Source organism: Actinocrispum sp. NPDC049592 (assembly GCF_040675465.1).
Classification (GTDB): domain Bacteria; phylum Actinomycetota; class Actinomycetes; order Mycobacteriales; family Pseudonocardiaceae; genus Kibdelosporangium.
This window is the reverse complement of the sequence record NZ_JBFAPA010000001.1, coordinates 863,294-882,597: the sequence shown is the minus strand read 5'-3', so window position 1 is coordinate 882,597 and position 19,304 is coordinate 863,294. Positions and strand designations below refer to the sequence as shown.

Sequence of the window (19,304 nt, the reverse complement as noted above, 5' to 3'; positions counted from 1 at the left end):
TCACCTCAAGGCTGGCTCCCATTTGATGCCGTAACCGACGCCGGGGGTGAGGTCGGTGAAACGCATGCCGACTTCGCCGACGGCGTCCGGCTGGAGTTCGTCGGTGCCGTCCCATGAGGTGACGCGGAGGGGTGGCTCGGCGAAGCGGATCCGCAGGTTGAACTCGGGGCAGGGCTGGGCGGGGACGTACACGTAGTGGGTCTGGCCGTCGGGGAAGTGTTTGAACAGGCCGTATTCGGCGGTGTCCCCGGCTTTGAGGGGGTGGGGGAGGCGGAGGGCGCGGGTGGCGCCGTAGAGGACGTCGAAGTCGTGCTGGGCGTCGGTGAGGTCCTGGATGTTGTCGTCGAGGGCGATGATCGTGCGTTCTTCGAGGCAGACCGGGCGCGGGCCGAGCCGGAGGATGATCGACAGTCGTTGGGTGCGCCAGCTGGGGAGGTCGGCGTAGGCCTTGGCGAGCAGGACGGCGAGTGCGGCCATGGCCGCATCCGCCCGTCTTCGCATCGTCCGGTCGTCGTGCCCGTACCGGTCGGCCAGGAACGCGAGCCGCTGGATGTACGACATCGACGCCAGGTCCTCGGCGAGCCCCAGCGCGGCCGCCACCAGGTAGTGGTCGTCCTTGGGCAGCTCGTCGACGAACGGCCGGAGGTGCGTCACCGCCTTCTGGCGCAGCACCCGGTCGCTGTCGTCCCGTTCGATGCCCCACGTGCGGCGGAGAGCCGGGCCCAGGTTCGCCGAGACGTGCGGACTGCACATCCCGCGCCCCTTGCGCACGGCTATCAGCTCGTCGAGGAAGGCCCGCGCGTCGGCCACTACCGCGGAGCCATCCGGAGGGCTCCGTCGAGGCGGATGACCTCGCCGTTCAGGTAGTCCTGCGCGATGATCGACAACGCCAGGTTCGCGTACTCGGCGGGCTGGCCGAGGCGCTGCGGGAACGGCACGCCACCGGCGAGTGCGGCCCGGAACTCGTCGCTGACACCGGCGAGCATCGGGGTGTCGATGATGCCCGGGGCGATGGTCATCACCCGGATGCCCGAGCTGGCCAGGTCCCGCGCGGCCGGCAGGGTCAGGCCCACGACGCCGCCCTTGGACGAGGAGTACGCGGCCTGCCCGATCTGGCCGTCGAACGCGGCGATCGAAGCGGTGTTGATGATGACGCCCCGCTGGCCGTTCTCGTCGGCGTCGGTCTTGGCGATGGCCTCCGCGGCCAGCCGCAGCACGTTGAACGTGCCGATCAGGTTGACCTCGATGACCTTCCGGTACAGGTCGAGGTCGTGCACGCCCTTCTTGGACAGGATCCGGCCCGCGGTCCCCACCCCCGCGCAGTTCACCGCGACCCGCAGCTGAGCCGTCGCCGAGGCCGCGTCGATCGCCGCCTGGACCTGCTCGGGGTTGGTCACGTCGGCGGCCGTGTAGGTGACGCCCTCGACCTGCTCCGCCTTCTCGATCGCCTGCGGAAGGTCCAGCGCGAACACCTTCGCGCCCGCCGCGGCCAGCGCCTGGGCGGTGGCCCCGCCGAGACCCGACGCTCCACCGGTGACTACCGCCGCGATGCCGCCGACCTGCATAACCAGCTCTCCTTTGGCTTGTGGCTCAACGGAGAGAGGCTAGCCGTCAGGCCTGGCGGCCGTCCTGCGGTGTGACGTCCTTAACGGCGGTCTGCCGCCGGTCCGCCACCTGCAGCATCACCACCAGCGGGATGGCCGCGACCAACGCCAGCCCAATGAACACAGCCACGATGGCCAGCACATTCATCATGCTGTCCACCATGCGCGGCGACCGTGTTCCACCGCGTCGGCCGGGAGTGCGGTATTCGCGTACTTCTGGGGGACCGCACAGGTCACCCACCGCTACTACCCAGGGCTGACATCGACCCTTATCTCGCGGGCAGGGTCGCCTCGGCCAGCACCGTCCCATCGGACCGGACCAGGCGTATCGCGGTGATGCTGCCGGGATCGGCTTTCGCTGGGCCACCCCAGTAGCCGTATCCGTTGCGTAGCGAGAACGACCCGGTCGTGGCCCAACTGCCGTCGGCACGCCCCACCTGGCAGCTGACCTCGTCACCCACACCGGCGACGGTCATGTACACCCACGACGGCGAATGTGTGTACAGGAATGCGTGCCCCACTACGCGTCCACCGGCCGTCAGCTCCGCGTTGACCAGGCTGTCCGGACGACTCGAACCGAGCAGCCAGCCACCAGCGAGAGCGATCAGCAGAGCGACCGCCGCGGCAACCGGACGCAACCACTGGCGCCGTTTCGTGCGGCCCAGCGAACGCAGAACCCGGCTTTCGAAGCCAAGCGGCGGCTCGCCGGCCGGGACGAGCGTCAGCAACTCGTCCCTGACCTCGGCCAGCTGCCGCAGTTCGTCCCGGCAACCGTCACACCCCTCGAGGTGGGACATCAGCTCGGCGCGCTGCCGGCCGTCCAGGATGCCGAGGGCGAACTCGGCGCCGAGCTCGCGCACCTGAGCGCAGCCGATCTCACTCATGGCCGCCTCGTTTCGTCGCCAGCGCGGTGCGGAGCTTCCCCATCGCCGTCCGGATCCGGGTCTTCGCGGTGCCCAACGGGATGTGCTCCGCGTCGGCGATCTGCTGCGCGGTCATCCCGCTGATCCCGGCCATCACCAGCGCCCTCGCCTGTTCCCGCGGCAACCCCGCCAGTGCGCCACGCAGTTCACGGGACGCCTCGGCCGCGAGTGCCTGCCGTTCCGGGCCGTCGGCCACGGCGGTCATCATGCCGATCAGCTGGTCCGGATCCACCGGGGTCGCCTTGCGGGCCTTGGTCGTGTCGACGGCGACGTTGTGGGCGATGGTGGTCAGCCACACGGCGACGGAGCCGCGGCGCGCGTCGTACACCTGGGCATGGCGCCAGGCCCGTTCGAAGGTCTGCTGCGCGATGTCCTCGGCCAGCTGCACGTCACCCACCACCGCGATCGCGACACCGAACACCCGGCGCTGGAACCGCCGCACGAACGCGACCGCGAACTCCATCTGCCCGGTGCCCAGCCCGGCGAGCAGCGCCTCGTCGGACAGGCGATCCGCGGGCAGGCCCATACCGCCCATGTCAGTACATACGATCGACGGCCCGCAAGAGATTGCGCAATCCCGCCGGCGGTCGCGGTCGTACCTACTTCGGATCCCCACAACGGGAGGACGAAGCGATGCGACGACGTTGGCTTTTGCTGGCCGCCACAGGCGTGCTGCTGACCGCTTGCGGCTCAGGAAACACCGCTACCACCGGCAGTTCGCTCTCGACCGCCACCGTGGCGGGCGTGGGCAGCGTCCTGGTCGACGGGTCCGGCAAGACGCTGTACTACACCGAGCAGGAAGCGGACGGACAGGTGCGCTGCACCGGGGACTGCCTCGGATTCTGGTTCCCCGCCACGACAGCGGACAACTCCACGCCCACCGGGCCGGTGACGGGCCTGAGCACGCTCAAACGGTCCGACAACGGCAAAACCCAGCTCACCTACCAAGGCAAGCCGCTCTACGTGTTCAAAATGGACACTGCCGGGCAGGCGAGCGGCAACATGGTCAAGGACAAGTTCGGCGGCACGGACTTCCAGTGGTTCGCCACCGTTGTCGCCGCCACCACGGAGACCGGTGGTGGCGGCGGAGGCGGTGGGTACGGCTACTGAGGGTTGAGCCGCGACTCGATGTGCTGCTGGTTCTGGACCAGGCGCAGGCAGAGGTGACGCAGCCGGCTCAGCTCGTCTGGCGTGAAGCCGTGGAACAGCGCGGTCATGGCCAGTTCGGACGGTTTGCGGAACGCTTCGAGCCAGTCGCGGCCCGCGTCGGTGATCTCGGCCCGCACCGATCGGCGGTCGGTGGGGTCGGGGGCGCGGCGGACCAGGCCGTCGCGTTCGAGGGTGTCGATCAGGCCGGTGACGTTGCGGGCGCTGACACCGGCCGAACCGGCGAGGTCCTTCAGCGGCGAGGACTCGACGGAGCTGAGGCGCAGCAGCAGGTCCATGGCGCCGGAGCTGAGGCCACGGCTGTCGGTTCCGTGGGAGCGTAGGCGCTCGATGGCCTGGTAGGCGGTCCGGACCGCGGCGGCGGCTTCGAAGGTGGCTGTGTCGGAGGCGAACTGGGACATGGAGGTGCGGACGCCGGCGTCGTACAGCGTTCCGTCGGCGTCACTCATTACTTGACTCATAGTGAGTCAGTACATTATTACGTACTTCAGTATCTGTCTAGCGGCGGCCGGGCGGGCAGATCTCGTCAATCAGCAGCAGCTCATCCTTGGCGGGCCGCCACTTCACCGCGGCGGCGTTCTCCACCACCTGGTCGACGGAGGTGGCGCCGGCGATCACCGAGGACACCGGGGTCTGCGCGGTCAGCCAGGAGATCGCGAGAGTGGTCATCGAGATGCCCCGCTCGTCCGCGAACGACCGCAGCCGCTCGATCCGCTCCCACGGCGCGTCGTCCAGCAGCTTGCGCCGGGTGGCCAGGCGGGAACCGGCCGGTGGCTCGTCCGCGCGGCTGTACTTGCCGGTCAGCAGGCCGTTGGCGAGCGGGAAGTAGGGCAGCACGCCCAGGCCGAACCGGCGGGCCGCCGGGTTGACGTCGCGCTCCGCCTCCCGCTCGAGCAGCGAGTAGTGGTTCTGCGCGGAGATCGGCTTGGCCACGTGCTCGGTCCGGGCCGTCCAGGCCGCGTCGGCGATCTGCCAGCCCGCGAGGTTGCAGACGCCCGCGTACCGGATCTTGCCCTCGCCGATCAGCTCGGACAGCACGCCCAGGGTCTCCGCGATCGGCGTCTGCGGGTCGGCGCGGTGCAGCTGGTACAGGTCGATCCAGTCGGTGCCCAGGCGGCGTAAAGACGCCTCCACCGCGCGCCGTACATACCGGCGCGACCCACGTGCGCCGAAGTCCGGGCCGTTGGCGCCCTGCATGTCGACGCCGAACTTCGTCGCGATCACCGCGTGGTCGCGACGGCCGGATAACGCCTGGCCGAGCAGTTCCTCGCTGCGGCCGCGCGGCGCCCCGTAGACGTCCGCCACGTCGAAGAACGTGATGCCGGCGTCCAGCGCCGCGCTCACCACGGCACGGGAACCGGCGAGCGACTCCGCGGGAGTTCCTGGCCTGCCAAGGTTGTTGCAGCCGAGTCCGACGGTGCTGACCACCAGGCCGGACTCACCGAGATGTCGGTGCTCCACCCGGGACACCCTATGTCGGCGCACCCGCTGGACCTAGCGGCGTCCGTCGCATGGAGTATTCGAGCATGCCGCCTGCTGTTAGCGCGGGGGTCAACTCGGGCTGCGACCGTCGCTGGTGAGAACAGCGACGATGGGGTGGTTCGGGTGCAGCGAAAGATCGCGGTGGTCGGCACCGGCTACGTCGGCCTAACGACCGGGGCGTGCCTGGCGACTCTGGGCCACCAGGTCGTGTGCGCGGACATCGACGCGGCCAAGGTCGAGCGGTTGCGGGCCGGCGAGGTGGACATCCTCGAGCCGGGCCTGGCCGACCTGGTCCAGCGCGGACTGCGGACCGGCCGGCTCCGGTTCGTCGTCGGCGCGAGCGCGGCCGTCGAACCCGACACCGACGTGCTGTTCCTGTGCGTACCCACGCCGATGGGCGTCGACGGCTCCGCTGACCTGCGCGCGGTCGTATCCGTGCTGGGCGAGGTCCGGGACATCCTGCCGCCCGGATGCGCGGTCGCGACCAAGTCCACCGTCCCGGTCGGCACGGCTGACCGGCTGGCCATGATGGTCGGCTCGCCGATCGTGTCGAACCCGGAGTTCCTGCGTGAGGGCACCGCGGTCGACGACTTCCTGCATCCCGACCGGATCGTGGTCGGCTCATCGGACCGTTCCGCCGCACGCAAGGTCGGCGAGCTCTACCAGGGACTTCAGGCGCCGACGCTGATCCTCGACGCGGCCAGCGCGGAGATGGTCAAGTACGCGGCGAACTGCTTCCTCGCCGTGAAGCTGTCCTACGTCAACGCGATCGCCCAGCTGTGCGACCGCGTCGGCGCGGACGTGCTCGCGGTGACCGAGGGCATGGGCTACGACCCGCGGATCGGCCGCTCGTTCCTCAAGCCGGGCCCCGGCTGGGGCGGGTCCTGCCTGCCCAAGGACGCCAACGCGCTGGTGCACGTGGCCGAGTCGGTGGGCCTGGAGTTCCCGCTGCTGCGCTCGGCGATCGAACAGAACCAGCGCCAGCTCGACGAGGTCCTCGACCGCGTCCGGCAGGCCTGTGACGGCACCCTGCGCGGAGCCCGGATCGGCCTGCTCGGCCTGGCGTTCAAGGCGGGCACGAACGACCTGCGCGACTCACCGGCCATCCGGATCGCGGACGCGCTGGCGGCCGAAGGCGCCGAGATCACCGCGCACGACCCGGCGATCTCCGGTGAGCTGCCCGGCATCCGCCTGGTGGACGACCCGTACGAGGCGGTGAAGGGCGCGGTCGTCGTGCTCGTGCTGACCGAATGGCCCGAGTTCCGCTCGCTGGACTGGACCCGGGTGGCCGAGCTGATGGACGGCTTCACCGTGCTGGACACCCGCAACCTGCTGGACGGCGACCTGCTCAGCCGGGCGGGCCTGACCTGGCGGGGCATGGGCCGCCCCTGTTGAAACGATTGAACATCGGCTTAGATGCTTGAACATGTTCACTACCCGCCCTGAACTGGCCGGTACGCACGGCATGGTCGCCTCGACCCACTGGCTTGCGTCGACGGCGGGAATGGCGGTCTTGGAGGACGGCGGCAACGCGTTCGACGCCGCTGTTGCCGCCGGGTTCGTGCTGCAGGTGGTCGAACCGCACCTGAACGGCCCGGGCGGCGAGGTTCCCGCGGTCTTCCAGGCCGCGCACGAGTCGCAGCCGCGTGTGTTGTGCGGCCAGGGCGTCGCCCCCGCGGCGGCGACCATCGACCACTACCACCGGCTCGGCCTGGAGCTGGTGCCCGGCAGCGGGTTGCTGGCCGCGACCGTGCCCGGCTCGTGGGACGGCTGGCTGATCCTGTTGCGGGACTACGGGACCAAGACCCTCCGGGACGTGCTCGACCGGGCGATCGGCTACGCCCGCAACGGGTTCCCTTTGGTACCAAGGATCCCGGACACCATCGCGGCGGTGGTGGACCTGTTCAACGACCATTGGCCGACCTCGGCGGCGTTGTGGCTGCCGGGCGGCCGGGTGCCCGCGGAGGGCTCGCGGTTCACCAACCCCGTGCTCGCGGACACCTGGGAACGCCTGCTCGCCGAGGCGGAAAGCGCCGGGCCGGACCGGATCGCGCAGATCGAGGCGGCCCGGCGGGCCTGGTCGCACGGGTTCGTCGCCGAGGAGATCGACGCCTTCGCCCGCACCGCCTTCCGCGACGACTCCGGCCGCGACCACGCGGGCCTGCTGACCGGGCAGGACATCGCCGGCTGGCAGGCGTCCTTTGAGGACGCTCTGACGGTGGACTTCGGCGAGTGGACCCTGGTCAAGTGCGGCGCCTGGACGCAGGGGCCCGTGCTCGCGCAACAACTCCGGCTGCTGGAAGGGTTCGCCGACCGGCTGTCGTATGTGGACGGTGTGCCGACCGCGGAGACCGTGCACCTCGCGGTGGAGTGCGCCAAGCTCGCGTTCGCCGACCGGGAGGCCTGGTACGGCGATGACCCGGCGGTCCCGTTGGCGCAGCTGGTTTCGCGCGACTACGCGGCGGCTCGCCGCGCCTTGGTGTCCGACCGGGCGTCGTTCGAGCTGCGGCCGGGTTCGCCGGACCGGCGTCCGCCCAAGTTGCCCGCGTTCGCCGTGCCCTACTTCGTTCCGTCCGAGGAAATCTCAGGAGCGCTGGGCGAACCCACCGTCGGCAACAGCGGTGTCGTACGCGGCGACACAGTGCACATCGACGTCGTGGACGCGGCCGGGAACATGATCTCGGCGACCCCGTCCGGCGGCTGGCTGCAGTCCTCGCCGGCCATCCCCTCGCTCGGTTTCTGCCTGGGCACGCGTGCCCAGATGTTCACCCTGGAACCACATTTCGCGTCCGCGCTGAAACCAGGACGCCGTCCGCGGATCACGCTCACGCCGTCGATGGCCCTGCACAACGGCGTCCCGCGGATGGCTTTCGGCACGCCCGGCGGCGATCAACAAGACCAGTGGCAGCTGTGCTTCTGGCTGGCCCACACGGTCGGCGGGCTCAACCTGCAGGAGTCGATCGACGCCCCGAACTGGCACTCCGGCGCGTTCCCGAGCTCGTTCTTCCCGCGCTACTGGCAACCGGGTGAGCTCGTCGTCGAGTCGAGGCTCGGTGAGCGGACCATCGGTGAGCTGCGTGAACGCGGGCACTTGGTGACCGACGCGGGCCCCTGGACCCTCGGCCGCATGTCGGCCGTGTCGCGGGACCCCTCGACCGGAATCCTGCGTGCCGCCGCCAACCCCCGCGGCATGCAGGGCTACGCGGTCGGCCGCTAGGGCTTACGGGGCCGCTTGGCCAGCACTACCACGAGGCGGCCCAGGAACAGCACCGCCACGATCGCCACAAGAGTGACGTGGATCCACATGGTTCCTCCGTGGGTGGACTACGTCCCTAGGACGCTCGCCAGCCTCCGCCGGTTGACTGTGTGACGTGGGTAACAGTCGGCTGACACGCACGCAGGTTCGCCTGATCGAGTGATTCGTTCACCGGGGGTCGGCTATCGTGGCGCGCGGAGGGTGCTGTGGAAACGACACAACAGACCCGCCGCAGCCTGCCGCCGGTGCATGAGGCCTGGTTGCCGCGGGAGCATTCGCTGCACCGTCCACGCCACGGGCGGACCCAGCGCGTGTCCTTGGTGTGCGCCGTGGTGTTCTTCGGCGTCCCGCTGCTGTTGCTGATCCTCGGTGTGCGTCCCGAGGCCATCGAGAACCGCAAGCTCACCGACTTCCCGTCGCCCGCCGACGGCTGGGGCTTCTTCACCTCGTTCGACCCCTGGGCCACCGACTACCTGCCGGGCCGGGCCGAGGCCATCGACCTCGAGGACGCGATCAGCCGCGCCATCTTCGGCGAGGCCCCCAAACTGGGCGAGCAGAAGGACACCAGCGGCCCGGTCCAGGACGTCCCGCCGACCGCCGAGAACCCGGCGGACACCCAGAAGACCGAGGCCGGCTACACCAAGGTGATCGAGGGCAAGGACGGCTGGTTCTACCTCGGCGACGACATCTCCGGCCCGTGCATGCCCACGAAGTCGCTGTCCGACGTGATCGGCGCGCTGCAGCACCTGCGCCAGGTCGTCGAGGCGTCCGGCCGCCGGTTCCTGCTGATCGTCCCGCCGAACAAGTCGACCATGGTCCCCGAGCACCTGCCGGACAGCTACGTGGGCAAGGACTGCGCCGCCGCGGGCGGCAAGGAGTTCTGGTCGCGGGTCCCGCGCGAGACCGGCGCCCTCGACGTGCGGTCGGGCCTGGTGCTCACCGCCGGCCGGCAGGCCATCTACACCAAGGTCGACACGCACTGGACGCCCGACGGCGCCCTGGTGATGGCCACCGAGCTGGCGGAACGGCTCGTGCCGGGGATCACCCGGACCTGGAAGGCGACGCCGGGCCGGGACGTCACCCGCAACGGCGACCTGCCGCCGCTGATCGGCAAGACCGGGCGGCTGACCGTGCGTGCCATCAACCTGGCCCCGGACGGCGGCGCGATCGCGTCCAGCCAGAACAGCACCGCCACCTTCCGGGAGGCGCTGCACCTCACCCGCGGCCGCGGGACGGGTGTGGTCGACACCAAGGTGGGCATGCTGGCCGACTCGTTCACGCAGCCGGTGCTGCCGTTCCTGTCGGCGGCGTTCACCAACGTGACCGTGCTGCACGTCGACTCGGCCCAGCAGGATCCGGCCAAGGCCGGCCAGATGCTGGCCGATCAGGACGTGGTCGTGCTGGAGGCGGTGGAACGGTCACTGACGGGTGGTGTGAACCCGATTCTGTCACCCGGAGTAATCGACCGGATCGGTCAGGAGTTGGCCGCTCACCCACGAAAGTGACAGGTTGGGTCACGATTCGAGAGCCGGTGACCGGCCCCGGAGGGCGTGGGACAGAATTGCTGCGAATCGCGGCACCATCAGGTGACGTGACCCGGAAGGGGGTGCGGGGTTGACCTGGCAGGATGAGCTTCGGCAGCTGGACGAGAAGCTCGCGTCCGGCCTGATCTCGGCCGATGACTACCGTAAGCGCAGGGACGGGCTCTTGGCCGCCGCGGCCAACCCTGCGAAGCCGGCCGACCCGCCTCCGGACGCCCAGCAGGGCACCGGTTCGGAGAGCACCCAGCTGATCCAGCCGGTCGCGCCGCCGCCCAAGCCGGCCGGCCCGCCGCCGGACAGCGACCGGACCCAGGCCGTGCCGCAGGGCGGCTGGTCACTGCAGCCCTCCTACCAGCAGCCGCAGCCGCCGAAGCAGAGCGCGGACGCCGAGCGCACCCAGGTGGTGCCCGGGGTCGGTTCGCCGCCGGGCGGCTTCCCCCAGCAGCAGTTCCCGCCGCAGCAGCCCCAGTGGGGCCAGCAGCCGCAGCCGCAGGACGACGGGTTCTCCTCGCCGCACTGGAGCGGGCCGTCGCTGCCGCCCGCGCCGTGGGCGACGAACGAGCCGTGGAACAACAACGAGCCCTGGGTCAAGCAGGGCCCGGAGGCGTTCGAGAACGGCAAGTCCCGCGGCAAGGTCATCGCCATCTCGGTGGTCGTCGTGCTGCTGATCGGCCTGGGCGTCGGCGCCTGGCTGATCTGGGGCAAGGGCGGCGGCGAGCCGAACAACCCGCCGGTGGCGCAGTCCAGCGCGGTGAGCACGCCGACCACACCGCCGAAGGTCCCCAACGCGATGGACATCGCGGACCTGCCGGGCCAGCAGATCGACCAGCAGGTCAAGGACTTCGCCGGGGTCTCCAGGATCGACTACCTGACCAAGGAGGAGATCGCCGCCTACCAGACCGCCCAGTCCACCGATGCCGGCATGGTGATCAGCCAGCTGGACGGCAGCGCGGGCCGGGTCATCGTGCTGGTGACCAAGGCGGGGTCGGCCGATCTGGCCGCGGCGGCGGTGAAGAGCCTGGTGGAAATCCAGGTGGGCTACAAGGCGACCAAGGTGACCGGCATGCCCACCGGGGTGACCGCCACCCAGGCCGCCGACGTGATCCGCGGGCACTTCGCCAGCAAGGACAAGGTGGTCCGGATCGAGGTCCAGGCGAAGGACCCGGCCAAGCTCAGCTCCTCGTTCCAGGACGTGCTCAACGACCAGCTGAAGGTGTTCCCGGCCGATGGCTGACCGCGGCCGTCCGACCGCGCTGACCGTGGTGGCGCGCAACTACCTGCCCGCCGCCACGGTGCTCGCGAAGTCCTATCTCAAGCACCACCCGGACCACCGCTTCCGCATCCATGTCATCGACGCCGACGAGTCGTACGACCAGGACGGCTACGAGGTCGCGGGCTGGAGCCGGTTCGGCATCGAGACCGACGAGTACCTGCGGATGGCCACCGCCTACAACGTGACCGAGCTGGCCACCGCGGTGAAGCCGTTCATCTTCCGGACGTTGCGCGCCGAGTCCGACGTGGTGATCTTCCTCGACCCGGACATCGTCGTCTTCGCGCCCATGCCGGAACTGGCCGAGAAGGCGCTCGCGCACCAGATCGTGCTGACCCCGCACTGCCTGTACCCGATCCCGCGCGACGGCAAGGATCCCAGTGAAGCGGCGATCATGGGCTCGGGCATCTTCAACCTTGGCTTCATCGCGATGGGCCCGGGCTGCGAGCCGTTCCTGGACTTCTGGGCCGAGCGGCTGCGGCACGACGCGATCGTGGCGCCGGAGCGGCAGCTGTTCACCGACCAGCGCTGGATCGACATGGTCCCCGCGTTGTTCCCCAACACCGTGCTGCGCGATCCCGGTTTCAACGTGGCCTACTGGAACGCGCACGAGCGCCCGATGACCCGCGAGGCCGATGGTTCGCTGACCGCGGGCGGAAAACCGTTGCGGTTCTTCCACTTCAGCGGCTACCGGCCGGAGAAGCCCTGGATTTTCAGCAACCACGCGCCCCGCAAGCCGCGTGTGCTGCTGTCCGAGTACCCGGTGATCCGCGAGCTGTGCGACGCCTACGGGAAGTCGTTGCGCGAGGCGGGTTACGCGCAGAGCCTGGACGCGATCCCCTACGGCTTCGGCAAGATGGCCGACGGCACGCCGGTCGGCCCGGCCATGCGCCGGATGTTCCGGGACGCCTGGGTCGAGGCCGAGCGCAAGGGCAAACCGGCGCCACCGCACGCTTACGGCGCCGACGGCGGTGCCGCGTTGCGCGCGTGGCTGTCGGAACCCACCGAGGACGCCCCGGCCGGTTCGGGCCTGACCCGGCTGACCGAGGCGGTCTGGCAGCGGCGGACCGACCTGCAGAAGGCCTTCGCCGAGCCGGAGGGCAAGGACGCGGGCGCGTTCCACGAGTGGCTGCGCACCTCCGGCATCGCCGAGGGTGAGGTCGCCCCGTGGGCGCTGACGTCCCGGCCCGAGCCGTTGACCGAGCCGGACGGCGAGTTCGGCGTGAACGTGGTCGGCTACCTGACCGCGGAGCTGGGCGTCGGCGAGATGGGCCGCAAGGTGCACGACGCCATCGCGCAGGCCGGTGTGCCGGTCGCGTCGGCCGTCGAGGACCGGCTGGTCGACAACCGCACCAACGCCACCGGCCCGGCCACCACCGGCCGCCAGCGGTTCCCGGTCTCGGTGTTCTGCGTGAACGCCGACCAGACCGACGTGATCCTCAAGCGGCACGCGCAGGCCGCGTTCCACCGGTACCGGATCGGCGTGTGGGCCTGGGAGCTCGAGGACTTCCCCGGCTGGCTGCACCCGGCGTTCGGGCTGCTCGACGAGGTGTGGGTGGTCAGCGAGTTCTGCCGCGCGGCCATCGCCCCGCACAGTCCCGTGCCGGTGAAGGTGTTCCCGGTGCCGGTCAACGACCCTGGCCGGACGGTGGCCGAGCGGGCCGAGGGCGAGCCGGTCCGGTTCCTGTTCGCGTTCGACTTCAACAGCGTCGCCGACCGCAAGAACCCTTGGGGCCTGGTCGAAGCGTTCCAGCGGGCGTTCGGCGACCGGGACGACGTCCGGCTGGTGATCAAGTCGATCAACGCGGGCAGGCACCCGCACCAGGCCGAGCGGCTGCGCTCAGCGGCCCGTGAGGACGCGCGGGTCGAGCTGATCGAGCGCTACCTGACCGAGGCCGAGCTCGCCGACCTGTACGCCACGAGCCACGCCTACGTGTCGTTGCACCGCAGTGAGGGCTTCGGGCTGACCGTCGCCGAGGCGATGGCCCGCGGTCTCGCGGTGATCGCGACGAACTACGCCAGCACGACCGAGTTCCTCGACGAGCGCACTGGATGGCCGGTCGGGTACCGGCTGGTCGAGGTCGGCCCGGCGAACCCGCCGTATCCGGCCGACGCGTTGTGGGCCGACCCCGATCTGGACGAGGCCGCAGCGGCGATGCGCGCGGTCGCGGACGATCCGGCGGAGGCCGCTCGCCGTGGCCGGCTTGCCCGTGAACACGTGCTGGCAACGCGCTCGATGGCGGCCGCCGCGGAGTGGACCCGGACCCAGCTGACGGCCGCGTACCAGGCGAAGGGCGGACATCGGGTGGACCGGGGCGAACCCGCCAAGGCCATCGAACCGCTGCACCGGTCCCGTGAGGCACTGCGCTGGCGGCCGGAGGTGGACACCTCGTCGCGGATGCCGCTGGCGCCGGTGCTGCGCAAGGCCGTGCTGCGCGTGATCGACCACTACGACGTGCACCAGCGCCGCGTGATGGGCGCGCTGACCGACGGCGTCGAGGACAGCCTGCACCTGCTGATCAGCCGGATCGAAGGCCTGGAACAGCGGATCGCCGGGCTCGACGCGTTGGCGTCGAACGCCGACAGCACGGCCAAGACCGCAGCCCACGCACTCGACGAGCTGCGTTCTGAGGCGTCACGGCTGGCCGAAGCCCAAGCGGCGCAAGGAAACCACGTCTCGTCGATGAGCGAGCGGCTCGGCGTGGTCGAGACCGCGGCGAGCCAGACCGGCGACACCGCCGGGCACCTCCGCGATCTCGTCGACCAGCTGGCCGGCCGGATCGAGGACAACGACAAGAAGACGTTCGACATGTTCGTCGAGCGGGACGCCCGCGCCGAGGCCGACCGCGCTGCGCTGGCGGACGCGAAAGCGTTGCAGGGCGCGCTGTCCGTGCTGCACGCGCCGCTGCCGCCGGACACCGAGGTCGTGCTGTGCGACGCCGGTGCCCTGCTGGTTCCGGTGGACGACGTGTTCCTGCCCTGGCTGGCGCACCACCGCACGTGGGAACCCAGCGAGGCCGAGCTGCTGGCCGAACTGGCCACTGGCGGCGTTTTCCTCGACATCGGCGCGCACGTCGGCTACCACACGTTGCGGCTGTTGAGCGTCAGCCCGGGGCTGACCGGCGCGGTCGCGGTCGAGGCCAACCCGGCGACCGCCGAGTTGTTGTCCCGCAACATCTCCGTGAACCTGCCAGCCCGTGTCGCCGAGCAGGTCACGGTCCTGCACGCGGCCGCGTGGGACACCGAAACGACTGTCCACATCAGTCAGCACGAGCCGGGCAACAGCGGTGACTACCGGGTCGGCAACGGCAAGGGCACCGAGGTTCCCGCGCTGCGGCTGGACTCCGTCCCGCAGGTGACCGCGAACAAGGTGGGTCTGGTCAAGATCGATCTGCAGGGCCGGGACCACCGGGCGATCGCGGGCCTGACCGCCGTGCTCGAACGCGACCGCCCGCACGTGGTGTGCGAGTTCGCGCCCGGGCACATCGAGGACCTCGGCGACGACCCGCGCAAGGTGCTGGCGGGCTACCGGGAGCTGGGCTACGTGCCGTTCGCGCTGAACGACACCGGCGTGGACCGGCGCCGCCGCTCGGACAAGACCCTGGCCGACCAGGCCAAGGCGGCGGAGACCGGGTTCATCACCTTGTGGCTCAAGCCGTCGTAGCCGTCGATGACTGGGGATCGGTTACGTGGGGCGGCGGTGGTGGTCACGCTTGTCGTGTTCGCCGTCGCCGCCTGGCTGGTCTGGGGTGACCGGTTCCCTGCCGCGAGTACCAGCGACGTACGCGCCGACGGGGACAGCGGCAGACGCCCGGGCAGCGCCATGATGATCGCCGACTTCGGCGGCGGTCAGGACGACTACGGCTACCTGCGCACGTTCGACGACGTGGACAAGCTGGGCTTCCTCAGCCCCGAGGAGACCCAGCTGTTCCGCGCTGCGAGGCCAGGTCCGGCGCGCATCCTGGTGAACCCGACGCTGCCCGAGGGACGCCTGATCGTGGTGGTGACTCAGGTGCGGGACCGCGAGACCGCGCGTTCGGCCGCCGCCGCGTTGAACGACCTGGAGATCGCCGGAGGCTTCACCCGGCAGGCGCCGTTGGTCCTGACGCATCCCTCGGCCGCTCGCATTCACTACCACCACAACGACCTGCTCGTGCGGATGGAACTGACCGGGCCGCCGGACGGGTTCCAGCCGCTGCTCGACCGCCAGCTCGCCGTGCTGTCCGCCGATGACTGACCGCCGCCTGTTCATCGTCGGGCTCGCGCTGGTGGCGTACGGCTACCTGGGCCTGTTGTGGCGCGGTCTGCCACCCTCGCCCGTCGTGTTCGTCCGGGAATGGGTGAACAAGCCGCTCGGCATCGGCGAAGACTTCGCCTACCTGGGCATCGCGGTGCTGCTGATCGCGTTCGGCCTGCTGATCACGCCGGAGTTGTTGCACCGGCTGACTTTGCCGGTCGCGGCGGTGCTCATGCTCGGGATCGCCGGGGTGCTGCTGGGTTCGGCCGAGCTGGGTGGGGTGCTCCGGCCGGTCTGCGCGCTGGTGCTGTTCGTCGCGATCTGGGCGCCGACCCGGCGCTGGCCGTGGATCTCCGTTCTGCTGCAACTGGAAGCCGCGTATGCCTTGCTGCTGCTCGGCAAGATCCCGGGCCTGCACCAGGCCGGCCTGATCGCCGAGTACCTGCCGTTGCTCACGCTCGGCATGTTGATCCGGCTTGGGACCTGGCGTGCCGTGTTGCTCGGCGTGTTGTGCGTCAGCGTTCCGGGTGTCGCGGAGACGGTCTATCCGGAGCTGACCGGGTGGTGGCACGCGCTCACCGTGCTCTACGCGGTGCTGTTCGTGCTTTTGTTGCGCCGCAATCCGGACGGCGCGCAGCCGGAGAGCCGTTACTTGCACGGCTTGGACTTCGTGCGGGTGCTGGCGTCCTGCCTCGTGGTTTACGCGCACATCCAGGGGTGGCTCATCGTGCGCGGCCAGCACTGGTGGCTCACCGACTGGGTACAGGCCAACGTGATCGGCACGCTGCAGCTCAACGACCGGCTGTCGATTCTCGGGGTGACGATGTTCCTGGTGGTCAGCGGGGTCGTGGTGACCTACGTGACCCAACGGGAGAACCCCGGCCAGTTCCTGTGGCGGCGGCTGACCAGGATCGCGCCGCTGCTGTGGGTGGTCACCCCGCTGGTCTGGATTCTGATCACCGTCGGCCAGCGGGTCGGCGACGAGGTCAGCTCGGCCGGGGTCGGCGTCGGGGACCTGTTGCGCGGTCTGGTGCTGGCCAACTTCTTCACGTCACCGCTGGAGCGGCTCGTCGGAGTCACGTGGACGCTGGTGATCCAGGTCGCCTTCTACTGCTACGTTGCCGCGGCCATTCCGGCGCTGCGCCGACGGCCGTGGATCCCGCCGATGGTCGTGGCCTTGGTGTGTTTCGTCGTCGTGCTCGCCACCGCGGGCAGTCGCAACCAGGCCGTCCTCGAAGTGCATCAGATCTGCGCCTACCTGCCGCTGCTGTGCATCGGGCAGCTGATCTCACTCGCGCACACCGGCCAGGTCCATCGCGCCACCGCGGCGCTGATCGGCGCGGTGCACCTGGCGTTGTTCACCTGGATGGACCAGGTGGCGATGACGACCTACCCGAACTACGCCAATGTCCGGACGGCCGTGCTGGTGGTGCTGTTCGTCGCGGTCATGATGAACGTCAACGGCCCGGTCAGCCGGTCGAAACTGATCCGGAACTGGTCCAAGCGGACCTACGCGATCTACCTGGTCCACACCGCGTGCATTTTCGCGGTGATGGACCATTTCGCGTCCGTCATCGGTCCCGACGCGGGCATCGTGCTTTCCCTCGCCGTGTCCGCCGGGGTGGCGGAAATCCTGCACCGGTTCGTGGAAATGCCGGCAGAACGTCTGCTGCGGGCCCGCCGCTCACCGGTTCGGCAATGACCCCTGCACCGAGGTCACGGTCTTCTTCAGCGTGCTGATCAGCGCCTTTTCCTCCGGCGGGGCGAGCTGGCCGACGACGATCCGGACTGCGCCCCGGTCGGTCGGGTAAATCGCCTCCAGAATTCCGGATGTGGCCGACAACGCCTCGATTCCGGTGGTTCCGTTGGGCAGATCCGGGACGTTCTGCATCCCCAGTTTGGCGCCGCGGTCGACGACCTGCTTGGCCAGCGGGCCGCCCGGGGTTCCGGGGGCGAGCTGGAAATAGAAGATCTGCGTCGAGACGGTTCCGCTGGTGATCTGCCGGTAGAAGATCTTCTGCGTTCCGGCCGCCGCCAGATACGCGGCCTCGTCCGGCCGGATCAGGTTGTACACCTGTGCCTGGTCGACGGTCAGCACCCCGGCGGTGGTCAATGGCGAGTCGGTGGGGTTCGGCAGTTTCTCCAGCGTGAACTCGCCATTGGCGCCCGCGGCCGGCTCGCCGGAGTTCTTGTTGAACGCGAAGAACCAGATCATCGCCGCGATCACGCCGAGAATCACGATCGCCACCACGAACCGCAGCCAGCCCCGGCCGTTGGGCGAGGCAGCGGCCGTCTGCAGACCGAACACCTCGGCACCTTGCATCGGCGCGGGGGCGGGCGGATCGGCGGCCACCGGCGACTGGTCGATGATCATGCTGCCCGGTTTGGCCACCCACGAGTCCGGGTTGATCTGCTGGGTCACCTCGACCGGGGACACATCCAGGCGCGGGTCGTTCGCGTTCACGATCGGCGGCTGCCGCCGTTCCGGCACGCGGCCGCGGGGCGGGTTGCTGGACGCGGCGGCCAGCAGGTCGTCCCGGCGCCTGCGGTACTCCTCGACCCGGATCCGTCCCGCCGACAGGTCCGCCTCAAGGCTGTTCAGGTCGTCCTGCCAACCCATTTCCTCAAACCCCTTACCCCGACTCAGCGGCGCCGAAGGACATAACTGTAGTTCTCCCACTCCTCGCCGGCGGATTTGTCCTCAATCGCGGCGATGACCTCCGTCCCGCTGTAGTCGAACAGCTGGCGCAGGAAGTCGATGTGCAGGCCGTGCATCTCGATGGCCTCACCAGGATGGTCGTCGCCCGGCTCTGGTGATTCCGCCACAGCCTCGGCGACGGGCTCGATCGGCGCGGCCTCGGCGGGCACTGCGGACCCGTCCACGGTGACCGGGAACCGCACGGTCTCGCAGCCGGTGTCCTTCCACCAGGTGACCAGTTCGTGCACGAGGTCGAGTTCGAGCTCGTAGGCGCCGGGCGTCTCCGGAGCCGTCACCGTGATGGTCAGCTCGACCGTCGCACCGGGTTCGACATCGTGGGTCAGCATCGCGCGGCCGTCGTCACGCACGACGGTCTCTCCGTTGGCGAGCCAGTGGTTGCCGAGCTGGAACACGGCCGCGGACTGCCAGCGGTGCTCGCTGATGTTGGTGACACCGACGGTGAACGTCGCTTGTTCACCTGGCGCCAGACGCTGTGGAACCTGGCGCGCCTCGAAGTGGGCGCGGTAGGTCTCCGCGGGCAGCAGGCGTTGCAGCAACGGACGGCTCGGGATCTGCAGGAACAGCACGCCGCCCGGCCGCACCACGCGCTGCAGCTCCATCAGGCAGCGCAGTTGCACCTCGGGACGGCCGTGCTGGAGCACCAGCAGGCTCAGCGCGCCGTCGAACGACGCCGTCTCGAACGGCAGCGTCAGCCCGTCGTACTGGACGAACTCCAGCTTGCCCGGGTGCCGGTTGAGCTCCTCGGCCTGCTTGAGCATGGAGGCCGCGATGTCGATCCCGACAACGGAATCCGCGTACTCGGCCAGCCCGTTGCTCAGCCGTCCCACCCCGCAACCGAAGTCGAGCACCCGCGACCCCAGGCTCAGCCCGTGATCGGCGAGCGTGGCGACCACCCGGGCGACCGACTCGCGGCCGGTCTGCATGAACTCGGCGAGGTCCCACTGCCCGTCGCGCCGGTCCGGATCGCTCACCACGGCCCACAGCGGATCGACGTCACCGAGGCTCTCCCAGGTGTTCTTGAGCTCGTCCAGCGCCACAGGTGCTCCTCGGTCCTTTCCGGCAGGTCGCCCGCATCCTACGGGCGAAGCAGATGATCTCCTGGCGG

At 69.9% G+C, this 19,304-nt stretch carries 17 protein-coding genes; 8 read left to right on the top strand and 9 right to left on the bottom strand.

Annotated elements, in window-relative coordinates:
- The 5 genes from AB0J95_RS04195 to AB0J95_RS04175 form a co-directional block, all read right to left on the bottom strand.
- Positions 1-810 (bottom strand): hypothetical protein, encoded by an 810-nt coding sequence (locus AB0J95_RS04195; protein WP_364752048.1) that lies wholly within the window; start codon positions 808-810, stop codon positions 1-3.
- Positions 810-1,565, bottom strand: coding sequence for an SDR family NAD(P)-dependent oxidoreductase (locus tag AB0J95_RS04190; protein ID WP_364752045.1), 756 nt, complete (start codon positions 1,563-1,565; stop codon positions 810-812). The genes AB0J95_RS04195 and AB0J95_RS04190 overlap by 1 nt, the downstream gene beginning before the upstream one ends.
- Before the next feature lie 46 nt (positions 1,566-1,611).
- Positions 1,612-1,755, bottom strand: a complete 144-nt coding sequence (locus AB0J95_RS04185; RefSeq protein WP_364752042.1) for a hypothetical protein — start codon at positions 1,753-1,755, stop codon at positions 1,612-1,614.
- A gap of 118 nt (positions 1,756-1,873) precedes the next feature.
- Complete coding sequence (locus tag AB0J95_RS04180) at positions 1,874-2,488, bottom strand: zf-HC2 domain-containing protein (protein ID WP_364752039.1); 615 nt, start codon at positions 2,486-2,488, stop codon at positions 1,874-1,876.
- Entirely contained in the window at positions 2,481-3,053 is a 573-nt protein-coding gene (locus AB0J95_RS04175; protein WP_364752037.1) for an RNA polymerase sigma factor, read from the bottom strand. The genes AB0J95_RS04180 and AB0J95_RS04175 overlap by 8 nt, the downstream gene beginning before the upstream one ends.
- 107 nt (positions 3,054-3,160) lie before the next feature.
- Between AB0J95_RS04175 and AB0J95_RS04170 the strand changes: the two genes are divergently transcribed.
- Entirely contained in the window at positions 3,161-3,637 is a 477-nt protein-coding gene (locus tag AB0J95_RS04170; protein WP_364752034.1) for a hypothetical protein, read from the top strand.
- Here AB0J95_RS04170 and AB0J95_RS04165 read toward each other — a convergent pair.
- Both AB0J95_RS04165 and AB0J95_RS04160 read right to left on the bottom strand, forming a co-directional pair.
- Complete coding sequence (locus AB0J95_RS04165; protein WP_364752031.1) at positions 3,631-4,143, bottom strand: MarR family transcriptional regulator; 513 nt, start codon at positions 4,141-4,143, stop codon at positions 3,631-3,633. The genes AB0J95_RS04170 and AB0J95_RS04165 overlap by 7 nt on opposite strands.
- Before the next feature lie 49 nt (positions 4,144-4,192).
- On the bottom strand, positions 4,193-5,155 hold the full coding sequence (locus AB0J95_RS04160; RefSeq protein WP_364752028.1) for an aldo/keto reductase: 963 nt from the start codon (positions 5,153-5,155) through the stop codon (positions 4,193-4,195).
- A gap of 144 nt (positions 5,156-5,299) precedes the next feature.
- Between AB0J95_RS04160 and AB0J95_RS04155 the strand changes: the two genes are divergently transcribed.
- The 7 genes from AB0J95_RS04155 (at position 5,300) to AB0J95_RS04125 (ending at position 17,182) form a co-directional block, all read left to right on the top strand.
- Positions 5,300-6,571, top strand: coding sequence for a UDP-glucose/GDP-mannose dehydrogenase family protein (locus AB0J95_RS04155; RefSeq protein ID WP_364752025.1), 1,272 nt, complete (start codon positions 5,300-5,302; stop codon positions 6,569-6,571).
- 31 nt (positions 6,572-6,602) lie between these two features.
- Complete coding sequence (locus tag AB0J95_RS04150; RefSeq protein WP_364752022.1) at positions 6,603-8,393, top strand: gamma-glutamyltransferase family protein; 1,791 nt, start codon at positions 6,603-6,605, stop codon at positions 8,391-8,393.
- 245 nt (positions 8,394-8,638) lie between these two features.
- The gene (locus tag AB0J95_RS04145; RefSeq protein ID WP_364752019.1) at positions 8,639-9,937 is read left to right on the top strand and encodes a hypothetical protein; all 1,299 of its coding nucleotides are present in this window, start codon (positions 8,639-8,641) and stop codon (positions 9,935-9,937) included.
- A 109-nt stretch (positions 9,938-10,046) separates the two neighbouring features.
- The gene (locus AB0J95_RS04140; protein ID WP_364752016.1) at positions 10,047-11,207 is read left to right on the top strand and encodes a hypothetical protein; all 1,161 of its coding nucleotides are present in this window, start codon (positions 10,047-10,049) and stop codon (positions 11,205-11,207) included.
- Positions 11,200-14,907, top strand: a complete 3,708-nt coding sequence (locus AB0J95_RS04135; protein WP_364752013.1) for an FkbM family methyltransferase — start codon at positions 11,200-11,202, stop codon at positions 14,905-14,907. Before AB0J95_RS04140 ends, AB0J95_RS04135 begins: the two co-directional genes overlap by 8 nt.
- Before the next feature lie 36 nt (positions 14,908-14,943).
- A complete protein-coding gene (locus tag AB0J95_RS04130; protein ID WP_364752010.1) occupies positions 14,944-15,480 on the top strand; it encodes a hypothetical protein in 537 nt (178 codons plus the stop codon).
- Positions 15,473-17,182 carry an acyltransferase family protein gene (locus tag AB0J95_RS04125; protein WP_364752007.1) on the top strand — a complete coding sequence of 570 codons (1,710 nt, stop codon included), beginning with the start codon at positions 15,473-15,475 and terminating at the stop codon, positions 17,180-17,182. Before AB0J95_RS04130 ends, AB0J95_RS04125 begins: the two co-directional genes overlap by 8 nt.
- Here the strand turns inward: AB0J95_RS04125 and AB0J95_RS04120 are convergent.
- Entirely contained in the window at positions 17,165-18,100 is a 936-nt protein-coding gene (locus AB0J95_RS04120) for a hypothetical protein (protein WP_364752004.1), read from the bottom strand. The genes AB0J95_RS04125 and AB0J95_RS04120 overlap by 18 nt on opposite strands.
- Positions 18,101-18,123: 23 nt before the next feature.
- Entirely contained in the window at positions 18,124-19,236 is a 1,113-nt protein-coding gene (locus AB0J95_RS04115) for a class I SAM-dependent methyltransferase (RefSeq protein WP_364752002.1), read from the bottom strand.
- Between the last annotated feature and the right edge of the window lie 68 nt (positions 19,237-19,304).